Annotated in this window: 25 protein-coding genes; 12 read left to right on the top strand and 13 right to left on the bottom strand. The window is 61.2% G+C overall.

The annotated features are described in order from the left end of the window. Window positions 1–60 precede the first annotated feature (60 nt). Complete coding sequence (locus HU762_RS06700) at window positions 61–579, top strand: acyloxyacyl hydrolase (RefSeq protein WP_186634541.1); 519 nt, start codon at window positions 61–63, stop codon at window positions 577–579. A gap of 44 nt (window positions 580–623) precedes the next feature. Here HU762_RS06700 and HU762_RS06705 read toward each other — a convergent pair whose 3' ends face one another. The 6 genes from HU762_RS06705 to HU762_RS06730 form a co-directional block, all read right to left on the bottom strand. Next, window positions 624–929: a YkgJ family cysteine cluster protein gene (locus tag HU762_RS06705; protein WP_186634544.1), complete on the bottom strand. Its 306-nt coding sequence runs from the start codon at window positions 927–929 to the stop codon at window positions 624–626. Between the two features lie 28 nt (window positions 930–957). Then, complete coding sequence (locus HU762_RS06710; RefSeq protein ID WP_238340363.1) at window positions 958–1,713, bottom strand: SDR family oxidoreductase; 756 nt, start codon at window positions 1,711–1,713, stop codon at window positions 958–960. 101 nt (window positions 1,714–1,814) lie between these two features. After that, window positions 1,815–3,290: a deoxyribodipyrimidine photo-lyase gene (phrB, locus tag HU762_RS06715; RefSeq protein ID WP_186634550.1), complete on the bottom strand. Its 1,476-nt coding sequence runs from the start codon at window positions 3,288–3,290 to the stop codon at window positions 1,815–1,817. Window positions 3,291–3,298: 8 nt separating this feature from the next. Continuing rightward, a complete protein-coding gene (locus HU762_RS06720) occupies window positions 3,299–4,237 on the bottom strand; it encodes a MerR family transcriptional regulator (protein ID WP_186634553.1) in 939 nt (312 codons plus the stop codon). Then, window positions 4,237–5,199 carry a 2-thiouracil desulfurase family protein gene (locus HU762_RS06725; RefSeq protein ID WP_186634557.1) on the bottom strand — a complete coding sequence of 321 codons (963 nt, stop codon included), beginning with the start codon at window positions 5,197–5,199 and terminating at the stop codon, window positions 4,237–4,239. The genes HU762_RS06720 and HU762_RS06725 overlap by 1 nt, the downstream gene beginning before the upstream one ends. Window positions 5,200–5,372: 173 nt before the next feature. Further along, window positions 5,373–6,359 (bottom strand): NAD(P)/FAD-dependent oxidoreductase, encoded by a 987-nt coding sequence (locus tag HU762_RS06730; RefSeq protein ID WP_186612407.1) that lies wholly within the window; start codon window positions 6,357–6,359, stop codon window positions 5,373–5,375. Window positions 6,360–6,556: 197 nt separating this feature from the next. Here HU762_RS06730 and HU762_RS06735 point away from each other — a divergent pair, with 197 nt between their 5' ends. Then, window positions 6,557–7,456 (top strand): TIGR01777 family oxidoreductase, encoded by a 900-nt coding sequence (locus tag HU762_RS06735; protein ID WP_186634559.1) that lies wholly within the window; start codon window positions 6,557–6,559, stop codon window positions 7,454–7,456. 13 nt (window positions 7,457–7,469) lie between these two features. Beyond that, complete coding sequence (hemH, locus tag HU762_RS06740) at window positions 7,470–8,495, top strand: ferrochelatase (RefSeq protein WP_186634562.1); 1,026 nt, start codon at window positions 7,470–7,472, stop codon at window positions 8,493–8,495. Between the two features lie 89 nt (window positions 8,496–8,584). Here the strand turns inward: hemH and HU762_RS06745 are convergent, their stop codons facing one another. Next, on the bottom strand, window positions 8,585–9,859 hold the full coding sequence (locus HU762_RS06745; RefSeq protein WP_186612401.1) for a uracil-xanthine permease family protein: 1,275 nt from the start codon (window positions 9,857–9,859) through the stop codon (window positions 8,585–8,587). A gap of 2 nt (window positions 9,860–9,861) precedes the next feature. Next, window positions 9,862–10,500: a uracil phosphoribosyltransferase gene (gene upp, locus HU762_RS06750; protein WP_186612399.1), complete on the bottom strand. Its 639-nt coding sequence runs from the start codon at window positions 10,498–10,500 to the stop codon at window positions 9,862–9,864. Window positions 10,501–10,662: 162 nt separating this feature from the next. Here upp and HU762_RS06755 point away from each other — a divergent pair, with 162 nt between their 5' ends. Together HU762_RS06755 and HU762_RS06760 are read left to right on the top strand one after the other, a co-directional pair. Then, window positions 10,663–11,220 (top strand): hypoxanthine-guanine phosphoribosyltransferase, encoded by a 558-nt coding sequence (locus HU762_RS06755; RefSeq protein ID WP_181287867.1) that lies wholly within the window; start codon window positions 10,663–10,665, stop codon window positions 11,218–11,220. 4 nt (window positions 11,221–11,224) lie between these two features. Then, complete coding sequence (locus HU762_RS06760; RefSeq protein ID WP_186634565.1) at window positions 11,225–11,698, top strand: WbuC family cupin fold metalloprotein; 474 nt, start codon at window positions 11,225–11,227, stop codon at window positions 11,696–11,698. On the opposite strand, the gene dauA is transcribed toward HU762_RS06760, so the two are convergent. Then, complete coding sequence (gene dauA / locus HU762_RS06765; RefSeq protein WP_186634568.1) at window positions 11,695–13,410, bottom strand: C4-dicarboxylic acid transporter DauA; 1,716 nt, start codon at window positions 13,408–13,410, stop codon at window positions 11,695–11,697. The genes HU762_RS06760 and dauA overlap by 4 nt on opposite strands. Window positions 13,411–13,695: 285 nt before the next feature. On the opposite strand from dauA, the gene HU762_RS06770 reads away from it, so the two are divergent. Together HU762_RS06770 and HU762_RS06775 are read left to right on the top strand one after the other, a co-directional pair. After that, window positions 13,696–14,181, top strand: a complete 486-nt coding sequence (locus HU762_RS06770) for a hypothetical protein (RefSeq protein WP_186634571.1) — start codon at window positions 13,696–13,698, stop codon at window positions 14,179–14,181. A 61-nt stretch (window positions 14,182–14,242) separates the two neighbouring features. After that, entirely contained in the window at window positions 14,243–14,530 is a 288-nt protein-coding gene (locus HU762_RS06775; RefSeq protein ID WP_186634574.1) for a PA4642 family protein, read from the top strand. Window positions 14,531–14,642: 112 nt separating this feature from the next. Here the strand turns inward: HU762_RS06775 and mqo are convergent, their stop codons facing one another. Together mqo and HU762_RS06785 are read right to left on the bottom strand one after the other, a co-directional pair. After that, the gene (gene mqo / locus HU762_RS06780) at window positions 14,643–16,151 is read right to left on the bottom strand and encodes a malate dehydrogenase (quinone) (protein ID WP_186634577.1); all 1,509 of its coding nucleotides are present in this window, start codon (window positions 16,149–16,151) and stop codon (window positions 14,643–14,645) included. A 734-nt stretch (window positions 16,152–16,885) separates the two neighbouring features. Next, entirely contained in the window at window positions 16,886–17,119 is a 234-nt protein-coding gene (locus HU762_RS06785) for a hypothetical protein (RefSeq protein WP_186612373.1), read from the bottom strand. A 206-nt stretch (window positions 17,120–17,325) separates the two neighbouring features. Here HU762_RS06785 and HU762_RS06790 point away from each other — a divergent pair, with 206 nt between their 5' ends. Further along, window positions 17,326–17,910 (top strand): YajG family lipoprotein, encoded by a 585-nt coding sequence (locus HU762_RS06790; protein ID WP_186612372.1) that lies wholly within the window; start codon window positions 17,326–17,328, stop codon window positions 17,908–17,910. Between the two features lie 56 nt (window positions 17,911–17,966). On the opposite strand, the gene HU762_RS06795 is transcribed toward HU762_RS06790, so the two are convergent. Continuing rightward, a complete protein-coding gene (locus tag HU762_RS06795) occupies window positions 17,967–18,173 on the bottom strand; it encodes a hypothetical protein (protein ID WP_047229420.1) in 207 nt (68 codons plus the stop codon). A gap of 224 nt (window positions 18,174–18,397) precedes the next feature. Here HU762_RS06795 and HU762_RS06800 point away from each other — a divergent pair, with 224 nt between their 5' ends. After that, complete coding sequence (locus HU762_RS06800; protein WP_186634580.1) at window positions 18,398–18,679, top strand: hypothetical protein; 282 nt, start codon at window positions 18,398–18,400, stop codon at window positions 18,677–18,679. Window positions 18,680–18,683: 4 nt separating this feature from the next. Here the strand turns inward: HU762_RS06800 and HU762_RS06805 are convergent, their stop codons facing one another. Beyond that, entirely contained in the window at window positions 18,684–19,850 is a 1,167-nt protein-coding gene (locus HU762_RS06805; RefSeq protein WP_186634583.1) for a 1-acyl-sn-glycerol-3-phosphate acyltransferase, read from the bottom strand. Window positions 19,851–19,988: 138 nt separating this feature from the next. Between HU762_RS06805 and HU762_RS06810 the strand changes: the two genes are divergently transcribed. Genes HU762_RS06810 through HU762_RS06820 form a run of 3 tightly spaced genes read left to right on the top strand, consistent with a single transcriptional unit; the run spans window position 19,989 to window position 21,102 of the window. After that, window positions 19,989–20,171, top strand: a complete 183-nt coding sequence (locus tag HU762_RS06810; RefSeq protein WP_186634586.1) for a CPXCG motif-containing cysteine-rich protein — start codon at window positions 19,989–19,991, stop codon at window positions 20,169–20,171. Between the two features lie 10 nt (window positions 20,172–20,181). Further along, window positions 20,182–20,442, top strand: a complete 261-nt coding sequence (locus HU762_RS06815; protein WP_186634589.1) for a DUF2007 domain-containing protein — start codon at window positions 20,182–20,184, stop codon at window positions 20,440–20,442. 36 nt (window positions 20,443–20,478) lie between these two features. Continuing rightward, window positions 20,479–21,102 (top strand): SOS response-associated peptidase, encoded by a 624-nt coding sequence (locus HU762_RS06820; RefSeq protein WP_186634592.1) that lies wholly within the window; start codon window positions 20,479–20,481, stop codon window positions 21,100–21,102. Window positions 21,103–21,117: the final 15 nt, after the last annotated feature.

A 21,117-nucleotide genomic window follows, 5' to 3' on the forward strand; every position in this document is an offset into this window, starting at 1 on the left:
TATAGCTGTGTCTGTTTGTAAGAAAAAACTAACTAAGTCTGTCGGAAAAGGATGTTTCTAATGAAGCGCTTATTCTGCTTTGCCGCGTTTGCGGCTGCATTGCTGGGGCACACTTATACCGCGCAGGCGGCGGGTGTGGAGTTCGGGGTTGGCCAGACCGGCGACTCGACCATGACTTATCGACTGGGCATGCAATTCGACTGGGATAAAAGCTGGCTGCAGAGCGACGTTGGTCGCCTGACTGGTTACTGGAGCGGGGCCTACACCTATTGGGAGGGTGATGAGACCTCCAGCAATCACAGTTTGTCGTTCTCGCCTGTCCTTGTGTATGAGTTCGCTGGCCAGAACGTCAAACCCTACATCGAGGCGGGTGTGGGTGTCGCGTTGTTTGAAAACACCGAAGTGGAATCCAACAAACTCGGCACGGCGTTCCAGTTCGAGGACCGAATCGGTTTCGGCCTGCGCTTCAAGGGTGGACATGAAGTTGGCATCCGCGCCACTCACTACTCCAACGCCGGCATCAAGTCGACCAATGACGGTGTGGAAAGCTACGCGCTGCACTACACAATGCCGCTGTAACACTCGAAATAGTGGGAGCGAGCAGTCGCTCCCATTATGGATGCCTAGCGATACGCCGTCGCAATCCCCAAGCGTTCTTCGATGCATTCCGGCGCGCCCATTTCGAACTCCCGGCAGATCAGCGGGCGCTTTTCGTAGATCGTGCACATCATGCTGTCGCGATCCAGCGCCGCGCACCAGCCGTCGTCAAGCCTCAACATGACTTCCCCGCCCCAGTCGTCGGTATCGATAAAGCGCTCCGGAACGCCAGTATCGGTGATCAGCAGCACTTCAAGCTGGCAGCAGCAGGCCGCGCATGTCGAACACGTAACGACCGGCGCGGGAAGCTCAACAAGGGGAATGGTTTTCATGGTGCGCAGTGTAAGGCAACCGGACGGCTCAAGGTTGGCCCTTGATCGGGTACCCGTCTCTCGCCCTGTCTGAAACCGTGTCTGTCTGGCCTGCCTCCGTCGATGTAGGCAACGGCCAGAGATTCGTCATGGCGGCGGCGGGGAACGCCAGTTCCTGAGGATGGTCGCTCAGTCGGGTCAATATGTGGTTCGCTGCTGTTTCGACTGACCAATGAACCGGGGCGACGAAACAATCATCGAGGTTTGGCGACGGGATGTCGAAGGCGGGGTGCACCAACGTCACATCGATACCGTCACCCGCCAAGTCGACGCGAGCCGACTCGAACAGATAGCGCATCCCGTTGCCACCGGCCTCGATGCGCGATGGAGGCAAATGAGTGAGGGGGCTGGTAATGCCCACCAGATGAGGCGTCGTTCCGGCGCGCAGCAACGGCAAGGCCGCGTCGATACACAAGCTGGCCACCAACAGGTTGCTGCGCACGATGTGTTCGATGACCGTGTGGTCAACTAACTGCTCAGGAACATATTCAGCGGTACCGGCATTGATGATGACGGTGTCCAACGCGCCCCACTGCTGGGTAATCTGCTGACAGATTTCCCGGACAGTCTGGCTGTCGGTCAGATTGCCGGGCACCGCCAGTACCTGTCCTGGGTAACGCTCGGAAAGGGCCTGGCAGGATTGGAGCGCACTGATGGCCAACCGTGCGCCGCTTTTAAGCAACGCCTCGGCCAGCGATTCGCCCAAGCCGTTACCTGCACCGGTCAGCCAATACCTTCGCCCCATTTTCTTCCCCATCCCATTGCGCGCGAGCGCTCTAACACGCCGCCTGCATGATAAAGACCCCGATATTAATTGGACTATATCGGGCCATTTTGGATTTGCATTCAGCCTTCAGCAATTTCATGTTCGGTAACCGCCCATTCGTTCGGTTTCACTCCTTGACGTGCCGGAAGTCGCTTGAAGACTTCCAATGCTCGCGCCCGAGATTGAGGCAGGTTGACGATCGGCGCCGGGTAATCCGTTACCCCAAACAATTCTCGCTGGGCGTTGGGATTGTGGACCCGTCGTGTATCCAGATCGTTCAATTGCGGTAACCAGCGTTTGATAAATAATCCTTCTCGATCGAATTTTTCCGATTGGTTCAACGGGTTGAAGATGCGAAACCAAGGCGCCGAGTCCGTCCCGGTGGAGGCGCTCCACTGCCATCCGCCATTGTTGGCGGCCAGGTCGCCATCGATCAGGTGTCGCATGAAAAAACGCTCGCCCTCGCGCCAGTCGATCAGCAAGTTCTTGGTCAGGAACATGGCAACGACCATTCGCAAACGGTTATGCATCCAACCGGTTTCGAGCAGTTGGCGCATGGCCGCATCAATGATTGGCAGGCCGGTGCGCGCCTGTTGCCAGGCCGCCAGTTCATCGGGGGCGTTGCGCCAGGCTAGCGCTTCGGTCTCCGGGCGGAAGGCGCGATGCCGTGAGACGCGTGGATATCCCACCAATATGTGTTTATAGAATTCGCGCCAGAGCAATTCGTTGATCCATGTCACCGCCCCGGCGCTACCGCTCTCGAACTCGCCCTGATTGGCTTGCAGCGCGGCGTGCAGGCATTGGCGCGGGGAAATGACTCCAGCCACCAGATAGGCCGAAAGCTGGCTCGTACCTGGCCTGGCCGGGAAATCCCGCTCACTCTGGTAATAGTCCAGATGCTGTTCGGCAAAAGTGTCCAGGCGCCGGCGGGCTTCATCTTCACCCGCGGGCCAAAGCACGCGCAGCGCTTCGCTGGGCGGGGCGAACCCTTCGACCTGGGTCGGCACCGGGTCACTGGCGATCGGGACGGGCGCCTGCGTCGTGGGTGCGGGGACGAGACCAGGCACAGAAAAGTGCAGGCGGCTGTAACAGACCTTGCGAAACTGGCTGAACACCTGGAAGTAGCCGCCAGACTTGGTCAGAACGCTGCCGGGCTTGAACAGCAATTGGTCGAGATGGCTATGAAACTCAACGCCTTGATCATTCAACACCCGAGCCACTTCGGCATCGCGTCGGGTTTCGTTCAGGCCGTACTCTTCGTTGACATGCACGGCGCTGATGTTCAGCTCGCGACACAGCGTGGCCAGTACCTGCGGCGCCTGGTGCCAATGCGACGCATGACGGATCAGCAGCGGTATGTTCAACAGGCCCAGGGCCGTGTTCAACGATGCGAGGTTGCGCAGCCAGAAATCGATTTTGCACGGCGCGTCATCGTGGGCATGCCATTGCCCGGGGCTGGGCAAATACACCGCGACACATGGGCCGCGCGCCGCAGCCGCTGCCAGGGCGGTATTGTCGTGCAGGCGCAAATCGCTGCGCAGCCAGATCAGTTGCATGGGATTGCTCATTGGAGAAGTGCTCTGCGGCTCAGTTCGCGGTGAGCGGAGAGTGGGTCTTCGGCCCAGCTGACGTTCATCATCGAGACGCCTGTGGATAATTTGGCGTGATGGATCGATACCGCCGGGCCAGTAATGACGATTGGGCAGTCGATGGCGCTCAGCAGCTTAGGCAGTTGGGAAAGGTTCATGGCGTTGCTGGAATACAACAGCACGGCGCGAGCCTTCATACGCTCGGCGGCCAAGGCCAACTCGCCCGCAGGCAGGGGACCATCGAATATTTCCACCGGACAATCGGCATTGCTGGCGAGCCAGGCGATGAGCCACAAGTGAGGCTCCTGCGATTGCGAGTGATTGACCAGCAGCAACGGCGGCCCATGCAGCTGGCGGTTGTTGTGATAGATCCGGCTGCCGAATTTGCTGCGCAGCCAGGAATAAAAGAATACCTGCTCCATTTGCGCGCCAAACTGGCCCTGCCAACGCATCTGCAATTCGGCCAGCAAAGGCAACAGCAGCTGCTCGCATACGGTCCACGGCGGGTACAGCGCCATGGCCTGGTTGACCAGGTCATCGATCTGGCGCTCGGCCAGTTGGCTTACCGCCAACACAAGCGCATGGCGCTGGCGCTGCCAATCGTCTTCCAAAGGTTCGCCGGGTGGCTGCGGTGTGTCGAGCAACGGCTTGATCTTACTCACCGCCACGCCACGATTGATCCAGGTGAGGATGCTCTGGATGCGTTGCACGTGCTCGGGGCTGAACAACCGGTGGCCCTTGGGCGTGCGGTGCGGCACGACCAAGCCGTAACGGCGCTCCCACGCTCGCAGCGTGACGGCGTTGACGCCGGTTTGCCGGGCCACTTCGCGTATGGGAAGCCAGCCCTGCGCCAGTGCCTTGGCAAAGTCGGCGCCGAGGTCTTCGCTGGCGCTGGAGTCGGGTTTGCTGTTCATCAAATGGCGTTTCGCAAGCTGAGGTTTTCCGGGTGGGGTTGAAGGTAGACCTGCTGCGCGAGATAGGCATCGGGGTGCCGGCGCAAGTGATGCTTGAGCAAAGTCAGCGGTACCACCAATGGCACGATGCCGAGGCGATACTGACCAATGAGCTCTTGGACTTCCTGCTTGTCCTGCGCGTTGATAACGCGCTTGAGGTAGCCGCTCAGGTGCTGGAGGACATTGGCATGGGTGCGACGGGTGGCGCATTTCTTCAGGGCCGCCATCAGCGCGCTGAAATAACGTGGGCCCAACTCGTTGGGGTCGGTCTTGCCCATGTTGCCCAACAGGTTGCCAAGGGCCCTGTACATAACCGGATTGTGCGCCATCAGCAAGTATTTATAGCGCGAGTGGAATTCAATCAGGTCGCGTCGGGTGAGGCCGCGTTGGCGAAGCGGTTGCCAGGCGGCATAGGCGAACACCCGCGTCAGGAAGTTTTCCCGCAGGACCGGATCGTTGAGGCGGCCGTCTTCCTCCACCGGCAGGTCCGGATGGCGCTCGCAAAAGGCCTGGGCATAAATACCGCGCCCGCCACCGTCCTGGGGAGCGCCGTTGTGGCCATAGACCTTGACCCGTTCCAGCCCGCAAGAAGGGGATTTCTGCATGAAGATATAACCGCAGACATCGTCCAGCTCGCCGGCCATTTGCTGCCCGTACTCGGCCAACGGCCGGGTCACGTCGAGGTCGCGATTAACTGTTCCCAACGCGTTGGGGTGTTCAGGGTCGCCCACCAGCCGGATCGGCTCGCGAGGAATGCCCAGGCCAATGGCAACTTCGGGGCAAACCGGGACGAAATCGAAGTATTCGATGAGCGTGCGGCTGCACAACGGCGATTGCTTGTGCCCGCCATTGAAGCGAACTTCAGCGCCCATCAGGCAAGCGCTGACGGCGATTCTGGGTTTGGCGATCGTTTCGTTGGGCATGGGCTACCTCTGATGAGTAAATCTTGTACATATTTTAATTTATGTACAATATTTTCATCATAGGTCCGAATGCGTGCATGTCAACCGGGAATTACGTAGTGAGGCGCAGTGGATACGTTCGCAGAGGGGCTGCTGTCTGACTCGACAGCAGCGAACAGCGCAGGTGATGCGATTTACTGAAGGCTGGCGTGCAAACGACGGGCGGCCTCCTGGCCACTGAGCCAGGCCCCTTCGACCCGGCCGGACAAGCACCAGTCGCCGCATACGTACAAGCCCAGGTCGGCATCGGCCAGCGCTCCCCATTCATGGCTGCCGGCAGGGCGAGCGTACAGCCATCGATGAGCCACGCTGAAGCTCGGCGCGGGCATCGCGCTGTGCAGCAGTTCGGCGAAGGCGCCGTGCAGGTGTTCGATGACGGCTTCCTTGGGCATGTCGATGTGCTGGCGACTCCAGTCGCTGGTGGCGTGCAGCACCCAGGTGTCGAGCTGGGTGTCGCGCCCCGGCTTGCTGCGGTTGCGCGCCAGCCAGTCGAGGGGACTGTCCTGAACGAAGCAGCCTTCCATAGGCGTATCCAACGGTGTTTCGAAGGCCAGCGCCACGGCCCAGGTGGGGTCCATCTTTACCCCGGCGGCGACGCCGGCCAATTTCGGCACGGCCGCGAGCAATGCCGTAGCCTGGGGCGCAGGCGTGGCAATCACGACTTGGCCGAAGGGACCGTGGGTAAATCCTTCCGCGTCCTGTAAATGCCAATGTTCCTGGCCGCGAAACACTTCCGTGATGCGGCAGGAAAACTGCACCTGCAGGTCGCCAAGCAGGGCGCGGGTAATCGCACTCATGCGCGGGGTTCCCACCCAGCGGGTCTGCTCGTCGGGCGAGGGGCTCATCTGCCCGTCCTGGAAATGATAGAGCTGCGGGTTCCATTCAGCCGCCCAGCCGTTGGCTTGCCAGCGCTGCACTTCCGTGACGAAGCGCCGGTCGCGGGCGGTGAAGTATTGCGCGCCCATGTCCAGGGCGCCGGCGTCGCTGCGTTTGCTCGACATGCGTCCGCCGCTGCCGTGGCTTTTATCGAAGAGTTGGATGACGTGCCCAGCCTCCGTCAGGGCCTGGGCGGCTGATAAACCGGCGATGCCGGTGCCGATGATTGCGATAGGTACAGTCATGAGGGCCTCGTTTACCTTTCTGTACAGACTACGCCGTCGTTTAATCCTGTACAATTTTGGTTTTTGGTATAAGTTTTACCGTTCGCGTTTTGGCAGGTTGTCCTATTGTTTAGACACAGACCCTGTCCGATATGAAAAATGCCTATTTATAAAAATAGACTAATGGGCCGGGTAAAACGCGATGCGAGGAACACCTCATGCACATATTGCTGACCGGCGGTACTGGTTTGATCGGACGTCAGCTCTGCCGGCACTGGCTGGAGCAGGGGCACCGCTTGACAGTATGGAGTCGTCGACCCGAACAAGTGGCAGGAATCTGCGGAGCGCAGGTGCAAGGCATTGCCAAGCTCGACGAGATTGGCGAGCCGGTCGATGCAGTGGTCAACCTGGCAGGCGCGCCCATCGGCGACCGGCCTTGGACGCACAAGCGCAAGATGTTGCTGTGGAGCAGCCGCGTCACGCTGACTGAGGTGCTGCTCGCTTGGCTGGAGCGTTGCGAGCAAAAGCCGCAGGTGCTGATCTCCGGTTCCGCCGTGGGCTGGTACGGCGACGGTGGCGAGCGAGAATTGACGGAGGAGTCGGGGCCGGTCAGCGAGGATTTCGCCAGTCAGTTGTGCATCGCCTGGGAAGAGACCGCGCAGCGAGCCGAGGCCATGGGCATACGCGTGGTGCTGATTCGCACGGGTCTGGTCCTGTCCGCCGAGGGCGGCTTTTTGTCGCGGCTGTTGCTGCCGTTCAAACTGGCGCTGGGCGGGCGTATCGGCAATGGGCGGCAGTGGATGCCGTGGGTTCATATCGACGATCAAATCGCCTTGATTGATTTTCTTCTGCACCGCAGTGACGCCAGCGGTCCTTATAATGCGTGCGCGCCGAACCCGGTGCGCAACCGAGATTTTGCCAAGGCCCTGGGGCACGTATTGCATCGCCCGGCCGTGGTGCCGATGCCGGAGCTGGCGCTGAAAATTGCGCTGGGTGAGTTGTCATTGCTGTTGCTGGGCGGCCAGCGCGCCACGCCGGCCCGATTGCAGGCGGCGGGGTTTTCATTCCGGTTCACTGATTTGCCTGCGGCCCTGGAAGATTTGTCGGGTCGCCTTTGAAATAGGACGTTGCATGACCGATCACGCGTTGCTTCTGGTGAATCTGGGTTCGCCTGCCTCTACCTCGGTGGCCGATGTGCGCCGCTATCTCAACCAATTCCTGATGGACCCGTACGTCATCGACCTGCCATGGCCGGTGCGGCGGTTGCTGGTGTCGCTGATCCTGATCAAGCGCCCAGAGCAGTCGGCCCACGCTTACGCGTCGATCTGGTGGGAAGAGGGCTCGCCGCTGGTGGTGCTCAGCCGCCGCTTGCAACAGGCCATGACCGCCCAATGGACGCAGGGGCCAGTAGAACTGGCGATGCGTTACGGCGAGCCATCCATTGAATCAACCCTGGTGCGCCTGGCGAGCCAGGGCCACAAGCGCATCACGCTGGCGCCGTTGTACCCACAATTTGCCGACAGCACCGTCACGACGGTCATCGAAGAAGCCAAGCGGGTCGTGGGTGAGAAGAAGCTCGATGTCGAGTTTTCGATTCTCCAGCCTTTTTATGATCAGCCGGAATACCTCGATGCGCTGGTTGCCAGCGCCAAGCCGTACCTGATGCAGGATTACGATCACTTGTTGCTGAGTTTCCACGGCCTGCCGGAACGGCACCTGACCAAACTCGACCCCACGGGTTTTCATTGCTTCAAGGACGCCGATTGCTGCAAGAATGCGCCGCCGGAAGTCATGGCGACGTGTTACCGCGCCCAGTGCATTCGCACCGCCGAGCTGTTCGCCCAGCGCATGGGATTGGCCGATGGCAAATGGTCGGTGTCGTTCCAGTCGCGACTGGGTCGCGCCAAGTGGATCGAACCCTATACCGAAGCGCGCCTGGACGAGCTGGCCAAGAGCGGCGTGAAGAAAATCCTGGTGATGTGCCCCGCGTTCGTCGCTGACTGCATCGAGACCCTGGAAGAAATTGGCGACCGCGGCCGTGAGCAGTTCCGAGAAGCGGGAGGAGAGGAGTTGGTGCTGGTGCCGTGTCTCAATGACGATCCGCAGTGGGCGCGGGCGTTGAGTACCTTGTGCGAGCGAGCGCCGATCGCGCTGTAGCCGATCGTTCCCATGCTCCGCGCCAAAGAGCCGAACGCGGAGCGTCCGTAGAAGCATTCCCACGCGGAGCGTGGGAACGATCAATAGATTTACAGCAGCGGCTCATCCGCCTTCTTCTGCTTCCAACCATCATTGCCCGGCAAGATCAGGTTCAGCGCAATCGCCACCACGGCGCACAACGCGATGCCTTTCAGGCCGAAGTCGTCCGGGCCTGTGCCGGTGCCCACCAGCACGCCGCCAATGCCGAACACCAGCGTCACCGAAACGATCACCAGGTTGCGGGCTTCGCCCAGGTCGATCTTATGGCGGATCAGGGTGTTCATGCCCACCGCCGCGATCGAGCCGAACAGCAGGCACAAGATGCCGCCCATCACCGGCACCGGGATGCTTTGCAGCAGCGCACCGAACTTGCCGATGAACGCCAGGCTGATGGCGAAAATCGACGCCCAGGTCATGATCTTCGGGTTGTAGTTCTTGGTCAGCATCACCGCGCCAGTGACTTCGGCATAGGTGGTGTTGGGCGGGCCGCCGAACAGGCCGGCGGCGGTGGTGGCGATGCCGTCGCCAAACAGCGTGCGATGCAGGCCGGGCTTCTTCAAGTAATCGCGACCGGTCACGCTGCCCACGGCAATTACTCCGCCGATGTGCTCGATGGCCGGCGCGAGGGCTACCGGCACGATGAACAGGATTGCCTGCCAGTTAAACTCCGGCGCGGTGAAGGCCGGCACGGCGAACCAGGGCGCGGCGGCGATTTTCGCAGTGTCGACCACGCCGAAATAAAACGCCATGGCAAAGCCCACCAGTACGCCGGAGATGATCGGCACCAGGCGGAAAATACCTTTGCCGAACACCGCGACGATCAGGGTGGTGAGCAACGCCGGCATCGAGATCAGCATCGCGGTTTGATAATGAATCAGCTCGGAGCCGTCGCCGGCCTTGCCCATCGCCATGTTGGCGGCGATCGGCGCCATTGCCAGGCCGATGGAAATGATCACCGGGCCGATGACCACCGGCGGCAGCAGCCGATCAATGAACCCGGTGCCCTTGATCTTCACCGCCAGGCCCAGGAACGTATAGACGAAACCCGCCGCCATGACGCCGCCCATGGTCGCCGCCAGGCCAAATTGGCCCTTGGCGAGGATGATCGGCGTGATAAAGGCAAAACTCGACGCCAGGAACACCGGCACCTGGCGCCCGGTGACGATCTGGAACAGGATCGTCCCCAGGCCCGCCGTGAACAGCGCCACGTTCGGGTCCAGGCCGGTGATCAGCGGCATCAGCACCAGCGCGCCAAAGGCGACGAAGAGCATCTGCGCGCCGGACAGCACTTGGCGCCAGAGCGGATCGTTGAATTCGTCCTGCATGCTCAAGCGTCCTTCTGCTTGGTGCCGAAGATCTTGTCGCCGGCATCGCCCAGGCCCGGGATGATGTAGCCGTGCTCGTTGAGTTTCTCGTCGATGGACGCGGTGTAGATGGTCACGTCGGGGTGCGCATCCTCGACGGCCTTGATGCCTTCGGGCGCGGCGACCAGCACCATGGCGCGGATGTCCCGGCAGCCGGCCTTCTTCAACAGGTCGATGGTGGCAACCATCGAGCTGCCCGTGGCAAGCATCGGGTCGATGATCATCGCCAGGCGCTCATCGATTTCCGGCACCAGTTTCTCCAGGTAGGTGTGGGCCTGCAGGGTCTGCTCGTTGCGAGCCACGCCGACAGCGCTGACCTTGGCGCCCGGGATCAGGCTGAGCACGCCTTCGAGCATGCCGATGCCGGCGCGCAGGATCGGCACCACGGTGATTTTTTTCCCGGCTATTTTTTCCACTTGTACCGTGCCGGCCCAACCGGCGATCTCGTAGGATTCCAGCGGCAGGTCCTTCGTGGCTTCGTAAGTGAGCAGGGCACCGACTTCCTGGGCGAGCTCGCGGAAGTTCTTCGTGCTGATGTCAGCGCGGCGCATCAGGCCGAGTTTATGTCTGATCAGCGGGTGGCGGATCTCGAGGATGGGCATGGGGAAGGCTCCGGCGGCGGGCAAAAAAACCGGCCTAGATTAATCTATCCGAGGGTGTTGTCCTATAGACAATACAGAACGTTAGTCCACAAATGCTTGATCTGGCCGGGCGGGATGCGTACCTTTGCCGGCTTTTCCGCATTGCCACCCTTGGAGAGCACCATGTCCGCTGATCTCGAGCATATCCGTCAAGTCATGCGAGAGGCTGACTGCCTGTACACCGAAGCTGAAGTCGAAGCGGCCATCGCCCGTGTTGGTGCGCAAATCAACGATCAGTTGGCCGACAGCAATCCGGTGGTGTTCTGTGTCATGAACGGCGGGCTGATTTTCTCCGGCAAGCTGCTGACCTACCTGAATTTCCCGCTGGAAGCCTCCTACCTGCACGCCACCCGTTATCGCAACGAAACCAGCGGCGGCGACCTTTTCTGGAAAGCCAAGCCGGAAGTTTCGTTCATCGACCGCGACGTGCTGATCATCGACGACATCCTCGACGAAGGGCATACCTTGGGCGCGATCATCGATTTCTGCAAACACGCCGGCGCTCGCGCGGTGCACACTGCAGTGCTGATCGATAAGGACCACGACCGCAAGGCCCGTCCCGACCTGAAGGCCGATTTTGTTGGCTTGCCGTGCATCGATCGCTACATCTTCGGCTACGGCATGGACTACAAAGGCTACTGGCGCAACGCCAACGGTATTTTCGCCGTCAAAGGGATGTAATCGAATGACTCGGCCGGCCTTTCTGGATCAAGCCTTGTTCGATGAACTGGCCGAGAAAGCCGCGGCCAGTCCTCGCGGGCGACAGCACCATAACTTCCATGAGATGGATGAGCCGTGCCATCGCATGGCGGTTGGCTTGCAACCGTCGACCTACATCCCGCCGCATCGCCATTTGAGCGCCGACAAGGCGGAAACCCTGCTGGTGCTCAGGGGCCGGCTCGGTGTGTTGATTTTTGACGAAGCCGGGACGCTGATCGACAAGCGAATCCTCCAGACCGGCGGCGATTGCCTCGGTGTCGACCTGCCGGCAGGCGTGTATCACGGCCTTGTGGTGCTCGAAGCGGACAGCCTGATGTTTGAATGCAAGGCCGGCCCTTACCGGCCCGTCGGCGACGGCGAACTGGCCCACTGGGCGCCGCGCGAAGGCGAAGCGGGCGTGGCGCAGTACCAAGCCTGGATGCGCGCCCAGTTCGACTAGGCGGCGAGCCATTTCTCGCTCTTGACCCGCGCCTGCTCCAGATTCTGTACATACACCAATTGACGCTGCTCGCGATGAACCCCCGCGCGGCGCAGCTTCAGGCGCACCCGTGGCGCTGTCCCCACCAGGATCAGACCAATGCCCTGCTTGCGATAATCGCGCAGGATATTTTCCAGCGCGACCAGGGCAGTCATGTCCAGCATCGGCACGGCGCTCATGTCCACGATCACCACCCGAACGCCGTGGTCGAACCGGCGCAATACGTCCAAGGCCTTTTCGGCCGCGCCAAAAAACAGCGGCCCGCGAATGGCGTAGCAACGAACGTGTTCGGGCAGGTTCAGCAGGGCATGGTGGGCATGGCGTGGCAACTCGGCACTGTCGGTCAGCTCGCTCATGCGCTTGATGAACAGGCCGGCGGCCAGCAACAGGCCGACGGCGACGGCCAGCACCATGTCGAACAGCACGGTCAGGCTCAGGCAGGTCAGTAGGACCAGCACGTCGCTGCGCGGAGCGATGCGCAGCGTATGCAGCACGTGCCCGGCCTCGCTCATGTTCCACGCGACCATCACCAGCAGCGCCGCCAAGGCAGCCATGGGCAAATAACTGAACAGCGGCGCCAGCAGCACAATCGCCACCAGCACCACCAGGCTGTGAATGATCGCGGCCAGCGGTGACGACGCGCCGCTGCGCACGTTGGTGGCGCTGCGGGCAATGGCGGCGGTGGCGGTAATGCCGCCGAACAGCGGGGCGACGAGATTGCCCAGGCCCTGGCCTATCAGCTCGGCGTTGGGATCGTGTTTGCTCCCGGTCATGCCGTCCGCCACCACCGCGCACAACAGCGATTCGATGGCGCCGAGCATGGCGATGGCGAAGGCGGGCGCTAGCAATTGGCGGAGCAAGTCATAGGACAGGATCAACGGCCGGCCTTGGCCATCCGGCAGATTCCAGGGCCAGTCGAAGCTCGGCAGGAATGGCGGGATGCCGGGGTAGGCGACGCCATCGACGATATAACTGAAGCGTTCGCCCAACGTCGCGATCGGCCATCCCGCGCGTTCCATCGCCAGGCCCAACAATGTGCCCACCAGCAACGCCACCAAATGCCCGGGAACCCGTGGCACCCAGCGCGGCCAGGCAATCAGCACCGCCAGGCACACGGCGCCGATGACCCCATCGCCGAGACGGGCACTGGGCAGCGCCACGATCAATTCGCCCAATTGCTCGATGTAGTGTTTGGCGTGGCCCGCGGTGCTCAGGCCCAGCAAATCCTTCAGTTGCAGGGTCGCGATGACCACGCCGATGCCTGCGGTGAAACCGAGGATCACTGGATAAGGAATGTATTGGATCAATCGTCCCGCGCGCATCAGGCCCAGGGCGATCAGGATCACGCCGGCAAGCATGGTGCACAACAGCAGGCCGCCCAGCCCGTATTGTTGAGTGATAGGCAGCAGGATGACGACGAATGCCGCCGTTGGCCCGCTCACGTTGAAGCGCGAGCCGCCAGTGAGGGCGATCAGCGGCGCTGCCACCAGCACCGTGTACAGGCCATGTTGCGGCGGTACGCCAACGGCTATCGCCAGAGCCATGGCCAAGGGAATGGCGATGATACCGACGGTCAGCCCGGCCACCAGATCGCCGCGCAGGCGTTCCAGCGTGTAGCCGGCACGCCAGGTTTGGCGCCAGGCGGAGAATAACGGTGGGGCGGAGAAAGACATGAATACTCCTCGCAAGGGGGCTGGCATTGGCCCCGTACTGATCGTTCCCACGCTCCGCGTGGGAATGCCGCCCAGGACGCTCCGCGTCCCATGTGACGCAGAGCGTCACTGGATGCATTCCCACGCAGGAGCGTGGGAACGATCATGTGACGGCGTCTGTTCGGCGTCGGGACTGATGGCACATCGAGTATGCCGCGCCCGCTGCCCGGATGTATTGATCCGGGTCGCTTATTTTTACCGTCCGTGCGCATGCTAGAGTGCCCGCCCAAGACTTCGGAGCTTGTCATGCGTGTATCGATCCGCCGCTGCGCCACTTTGCTGTTGATATCCAGCTTGCCGTCCATGGCCATTGCCGCGCCGATGCACAGCCAGTTCCTGCCTCCCGATGATCTGGTGGCGCGCCAGGAACAGCCTGAACAGCAGCAGTTGCTGCAAGTCACCGAATACTCGGTGGTGCTGGGCAACCAGCGGCCGTCCAACCAGCAGCCGATCCCGGTCACGTCGCCGTTGATGGTGCGCCTCAAGGGCAAGCCTTTGAACAAGGGGGCCACCATCAACCAGGTGATCCTCAATTTCGACGGTGAAAGCAAAAGCCTGAAGAAGCCGGTCTACGACGAGGCGAGCAAGACCCTGACGCTGTCTTATCCACAGGCCCAGTACCGGGTGGTGATCGATCTTTTGCGCAACGACACGGTGTACGTACAGTTTCTCAGCTACGCCAACGGCCATATCTGGGCGGACCTGCACACCAGCGCCGCACGCCCGCGTTGAGCCCCGAGGCCTGGCGGGGGTAAACTGCCCGCCCCGTGAACTGTGCGAGCTGGAGCCGGCAATGCGTAAAGACAAGAAACAACTGATTGGTGACGAGATTGGCGACGAGCAGGTCAAGCAGTTCCTCAATTTCGAACCGGTCGATGCCACTTCGCCGTCGTTGCACAAACTGATCAAGGCCTACCGTGGGCTGCGTGCTCACGACTTCGAGCGCTTCCTGACGTTCTTTGTCGAGGCCGGCCATGACCTCAACGGCAAGGATGAGCACGGCAACGATTTCGTTGCGCTGATCCAGGACCAGCGTAACGCCGAGGAGTACATCGAATTGGTTGAGAAGGCGCGTGGCTGATTGATCAGCGGCCTGCTTTGCAGGCCAGCGGGAGCAAGCTCCCTCGCCACGAAGCTTCCAAAAAAACGCCCCGCTCTCATGAAAGAGCGGGGCGTTTTTTTATCCAGTCGAATCAAGCGTAGCTTTGGGTCTCGCTGCTTTCTTCAACCAGTTCCAGCGCAACGTTGTTCTGCGCGCTGACCTTGCGATACAGCGCCGCATCGGTTTCCAGCACTTTTTCCCGGGCCGGGAAGATCTCCGCGAGCTTGGCGGCCCACTCTCCCTTGGCTTTGTCCGGGAAGCAGCGCTCGATCAGGTCAAGCATGATCGAAACGGTGACCGACGCGCCTGGCGAGGCGCCGAGCAGGGCGGCGAGGGTGCCGTCCTTGGCTGCGACCAGTTCGGTACCGAACTGCAAAACGCCGCCTTTCTTCGGATCTTTCTTGATGATCTGCACCCGTTGGCCGGCCACTTCCAGGCGCCAGTCCTCGGCTTTCGCCTCGGGGTAGAAGCGACGCAGGGATTCCAGGCGCTGCTCCATGGACTGCATCACTTCGCTGATCAGGTACTTGGTCAGGTCCATGTTGTCCCGGGCCACGGCCAGCATCGGGCCGATGTTGCCGGCGCGTACCGACAGCGGCAGGTCCATGATCGAGCCGTGCTTGAGGAACTTGGTGGTGAAACCGGCGTACGGCCCGAACAGCAGGGATTTCTTGCCGTCGACCACGCGGGTGTCCAGGTGCGGCACCGACATCGGTGGCGAGCCTACCGCGGCCTGGCTGTAGACCTTGGCCTGGTGATGCTTGACCACTTCCGGATTGTCGCAACGCAGCCACTGGCCGCTGACCGGGAAGCCGCCGAACCCCTTGCTTTCTTCAATGCCTGAAGCTTGCAGCAGCGGCAACGCCGCGCCGCCGGCACCGAGGAACACGAATTTGGCATCCACTTCACGGGTGTTGCCGCTGTTGACGTCCTTGATGCTGACGGTCCAACCGTTGCCGTTGCGCTTGAGGCCGGTGACGCGCTTGCAGTACTTGATCTGGGTGTCCGGTGCGCTGCCCAGGTGCTGGAGCAACTGATTGGTCAGGGCGCCGAAATTGACGTCGGTACCGTTCATGACACGGGTGGCGGCGATGACTTCGTCAGCCGGGCGGCCGGGCATCATCAGCGGCATCCATTCGGCCATCTGCTCGCGGTCTTCGGTGTATTCCATGTCGGCGAAAGCGTGATGCTGGCGCATCAGTTCGAAGCGCTTCTTCAGGAATTCCACGCCTTTCTCGCCCTGCACGAAGCTTAGGTGCGGCACCGGGGCAATGAAGGATTTTGAGGAGCCGAACGTGCCTTTCCTGGTCAAGTACGTCCAGAACTGCTTCGACACTTCAAACTGAGTGTTGATGTGCACGGCTTTCTTGATGTCGACACTGCCATCGGCGGCCTGGGGCGTGTAATTCAGCTCACACAGCCCGGCGTGGCCGGTACCGGCGTTGTTCCAGGGATTGGAACTCTCCGCGGCACCCGAGTCCATCAGCTCGACGACTTCCAGCGAAATCGCGGGGTCGAGCTCCTTGAGCAGCACGGCCAGGGTGGCACTCATGATGCCGGCCCCTACCAGAACTACATCGACTGCTTCGTTATGCGCCATTTAACGCGTCTCCAAAATCTGCAGCACCAAATTGTCGGCATAGCGGCCAGGAAGCGGGGCAGGTCAGTTGCGCCCCAGGTATCCATGGCCAGGATCGCCATGTCCGAATCTTCGCAATTCTTCGCAACACTGCGGATGCATGCAGCCTGGCCTCAAGAGTCCCATGAACTCATTTAAGCGCCGGGCAGGCAATTCGACTTATGGCCGAGACATCCGTTCGTGCAACCAAATCCGTAGCGGACAGGCTTCAGGCGCCGGTTCTTGAGCGATATCCGGTCCTGTGTCGTTGGGCTGTTCCAGACGCCAATGGTGCTTGTTCAGACGCAAAACTCTTCATTTGCTCGCCACACTCTTGTGAAGTTGTGAAAACCCGTTTTTTCACGCTCTTTTGAAGACGTGAACCTCAAAAAAGGGCTGTCCCAGCCTGGCACCGTGCCCGGTTTGGATGCCCTCATGAAGTACATGACAGGCAAAACGGGCAGACAGCTCAGTGACCGAGCGTAATGACAGCTCTGCAGATTCGCGAAAAGTGGTGATTTGCCAGGGAAACAGCAAGCGCGCCAGCTTCACTCGATCTGTGTGGGCGGCTCTCTGTGGGCGGTGCGGGGTGCCAATACAAGCGCATCAGCGGCGTTGCGGGGCCCGATCAGGAGACGTCCTTATAATCGGGGGGAGATTGTAGCGAAGAAACGCGCGGAAATGGTCGTGTTTTATGACTTTTATTAGCCTCGCGGTCAGACGGCCAACAGTTGCCGGCTGCGCGAACGAGCGCGAGGGGCTTGTACCAAGGCGCTGGCGGGCAGTGGTTGATGCAGCCAGTTGAGACGGATCTCTTCGATTTCCACCCAGCCATCGCCCATGGGCTGCAAGCTGCATTGCTTGAATGCCTGGCAACGACCGGTGCGGTCCAGCAGGGCAAAGCAGCGGTGATGTGGGCGTGGGGTGAACAGGGAGATGAGATAGCGCATGGTCGGATACCGTGTCGAAGGAGCTTGGGGACAGCCTGACAGCCGGCCATGACACACCGGTGTAAGGACCATGACAACGGGGTGACAGGAACCGTCCGGCACGGCCCATGTCAGACTTTGCAGTATTCATGCTGCGACGCTAGTTCGCCGCGATGGCGCACCGCTATACTGCCGGCCTGTCTGTGCCCGATTCTGGAGAGAAAAGCATGTTGCAACGCCTGTTGTTCGGTTTGATCGCCGTGACCAGTCTGACCCTTGTCGGCTGTGCCCATAGCCCGCAACAACTTAACCCGGAACCCAAGCTCAACGCCCAACTGGCGCCGGTGGGTCGGGGCCAACCGGTGGTGGTGCGAGTGGTGGACGGTCGTCCGTCGCCAACCCTTGGCACGCGCGGTGGCCTGTACCCTGAGACCAGCGTGATCACGGTGCAAGGCGCGCAGATCCTGCCCAAGTTGCAGGCCCAGGCCGAGGCAGCCGTGCGCTTGCTGGGCTTCACGCCCACTGCGAACGCAATGAACGCGCCGCAACTGACCGTGACCCTGGCCGAGCTGAAATACCAGTCGCCCAAGGAAGGCATGTACGTGACCGAAGCGACGATTGGCGCGACCTTCCGCTCCGACGTGCAGAACGCCAGCCGCCGCTACAGCGGTCGCTACGGTGCTTCGCTGGACCAACGCTTCGGCATGGCGCCGAACCAGGACACCAACACCAAGTTGGTCAGCGATGTATTGAGCGACGCCCTGACCCGTCTGTTCAAGGACCCGACCATTGGTCAGGTGCTGGCTGAGTAAGGCTGCGTCCCGAACGAAAAAGCCCGCACAAGCGGGCTTTTTTGTCGGCGCGATCTTCATGCGGCCTGGGAATAGAGCTCCAGCACGCTGATCCCGGTCAGCAGGTCTGTCTCCGGTAGGTCCGCATGCTGATGACCGCCGAGGGCGCAATACACCAGCCAATGACGGTCTTGCACGTTGAAGGACAAACTGCCGACAAGGTTCTGTTGTTCATCGCTCGGGCTGATGAGATAGAGGCGGTCCTGGTTTTCGGCGTGCAGCATGACGGATTCCGTGTGGGTTTGGAGGGCGACAGGGTGGCCTATCCATATGACGAAACCGTGACGGATGAAATTAGATAGATGAGCCCGACCCACGAAACAACCATCCCCGTAGGGGATCGTTATTGGTCGGAAAAAACGGCGCAGGGCGGCGGGCTTTCGGTAGAATCCGCGCCCTGTTCGTAGGTCCCCGGGCGCCAGGCGTCCGTTTTCCCTTGAGGTTTGTGATGTCGTTGCAACTGTTCTCGTTGTTCGCTGCCCACCCCGCCAAACTGATCAACCTGCTCGCGCTGCTGTTTGCCTGCCCGGGTGGCTGGGTGCTGCACGCGACGCGTCGCCGCGAACAGCGGGCGCGGGCCTGTCTCGAAGCGCGTAGCAGCCAAAGCAATGAACGATTCGAAGCGCTGCTGGACCTGGCCACCCAGCGCATGAACCGGTTTTTCTACCGGTTCGGTTTTGCCTGCCTGGGGTTGGCACTGCTGATGTCGTGGATCAGCACTCAGCTCTGACTCCCTAAAGCGCCAACCCCGCCTTGACCCGATACTGATTGCGCACCGGCGTCGCGTATTGCAGCACCAGGAACGGTCGGTGTTCCTCCGGGCAAGCGTCCAATCGACGCTGCCATTCTTCTTCAGCCTTGGCCAGTTCCTCGGCGCCGAATACCTCGGCCGCCGTCGGCACCTGCAATTGTGGATCGGCATCGGCCCATTGGGCGTAGGCCAGGTAGTGCACCGGGAACAGGCGATAGCCGCCGAGAATCTGCCGGTCCATCTCCAGGGCCAACTGCTTGGTGTCCTCGAACAACTCGCTGATCGGCGGGGCGAAATTCACGTGGACCCGGCCCTTGTAGCCGGTGATGCCCTTGGCGATGCTGACGTCGTCCTCGCCCGGCGCCTTGGTGTACGTGCCGGTCGTGGCGCGGATGTACAGTTCGCGGGCCTTGGCCTGGTCGCACGGGTCATACTCGTAGCTGATCGACACCGGAGTGAGGTTCAGCGAGCGGATGACTTCGCCGAACGGCTCGTCCTTGCGGCTCATGTGGAACATCTTGAGGATCGCCGATTCGGTGCGATCATCCCCGTCCTTGGCGCGGCCCTCGGCCTGGGCGATCCAGATCGACGCGCAATCGTTGCGAATCGAGTGGTTGATGTACGCCGACAGCAACTGGTACGCCGCCATTTTTTCCCGGCGCCCGGTAATGGAGCGGTGCACGATGAAGCTCTTGTTCAGGCGCATCAGGTCGCTGACAAACGGCTTCTGCAGCAGGTTGTCGCCGATGGCAATGCGCGGGGTCGGCAGGCCGGCGTGGTACACGGCGTAATTGACGAAAGCCGGGTCCATCACGATGTCGCGGTGGTTGGCGATGAACAGGTACGCGTTGCCGGACTTGAATTGCTCCACCCCGGTGTACGTCACGCCATCGGTGGCGCGTTCGATAGTGTGGTCGACGTAGAACTCCACTTTGTCCTGCAAGGTGGCGACCGATGTCACACCGGCGAACTCTCGACGCAATTTCTGCGCTATAAGAGGTTTGAGCATCCAGCCAAAAGCGCCGGCCAGGCGCGGGAAGCGGAAGTGGGTGAGGATATCTAGAAACGCCTTGTCGCTGAGCAGCCGCGCCAGCACCGCTGGTACTTCGCTGTCGTCGTAAGGTCGGATGGCATCGAATTCGCCCATCATGCTCTCTTGTTGGAAACGGCTAGGGTAAGTAAAGGTTCGATCGAAAACGCGACAGGGCACGGTCTGAAAGTAAGCCAGACAAAAATAGCCCTGCAAACAGACCGGCGATTATACGCACAAGTCACTTGGGAGACCGCGATGCTGGAAGCTGCTCTTTATGAATGCCCGTATTGTGGGGAAGAGGTAGAGACTTCAGTGGATCTTTCCGGCGGCGACCAGACCTACATCGAAGACTGCCAGGTCTGTTGCCGACCGATTACCTTCGTCCTGCAGGTCCACGAAGACGAATGGCACCTCGAGGTCTTCAGCGAAAACGAGTGATGGGGCGGCCATGCAGCGAATCTACGAGTTGGAAAACCTGATGGAAGGCGAATTGCTCCAGGGCATGCTCGCCAGCGAAGGCATCACGGCGCACCTGGTCGGCCGCGACCTGGTGGGTGGCGCGGGTGAGTTGCCGATGTACGGCCTGCTGGGGCTGGCGGTTGAGGACGATCAGGCGCAATACGCCCGGGAATTGATCACCGCCTACAATGCCGCGCTGCCGGTGCCTGGCGATGAACCCGACAGTTACCCCGGTACGCTGGTCTGTTAGGCTGGCCGCCGTTTGATACGAGAGCCGTGTTGCCCCATGTGTGGACGTTATGCCCTGTTTCGTTGGAACCCCGCCTTTGCGGCCTTGCCCGGCTTCCCCGCCGACCAGAAGGCCCAATGGAACATCTCGCCCAATGACTCGGTACTGATGCTGCGCGCCGGCGCCGACGGCCAGCGCGAATTGGCCCGGGCGCGTTGGGGGCTGACGCCGCCGTGGCTGACCGATCTGTCCCGCACGCCGGCTCACGCCCGGGCCGAAACCGTGGCCGAGCAGCCCATGTTCCGCGAAGCCTTGCGTTTGCGGCGTTGCCTGCTGCCGGCCAACGGGTTTTATGAATGGCGCGGCGGCACCCGCAAGCGCCCGTACTGGCTGACCCCGGGCGAGGGTTCGTCGCTGTTTTTCGCGGCGATCTGGGAAGCCTATCCGGTGCAGGAGCAAGTGTGGCTGAGCACCGCTGTCATCACTCAACCGGCGGCCGGTCAACGCCGGCCACTGATTCTCGATGAAGAGGGCCAGCGCCAGTGGCTCGACCCCGAGACACCGCTGCATGTCTTGCAAGGACTGCTGGCGAGCGAGCCGGGGCAATTGCGCGAGCGGGTGCTGGCGAACATGGTCAACGACCCGAAACTCAATGGGCCGGAGTGCCTGACCCCGGCTTGAATCCGCGACTGTGCA

Source organism: Pseudomonas sp. SWRI92 (assembly GCF_014268685.1).
In the GTDB taxonomy this organism is placed as follows: Bacteria; Pseudomonadota; Gammaproteobacteria; order Pseudomonadales; family Pseudomonadaceae; genus Aquipseudomonas; species Aquipseudomonas marvdashtae.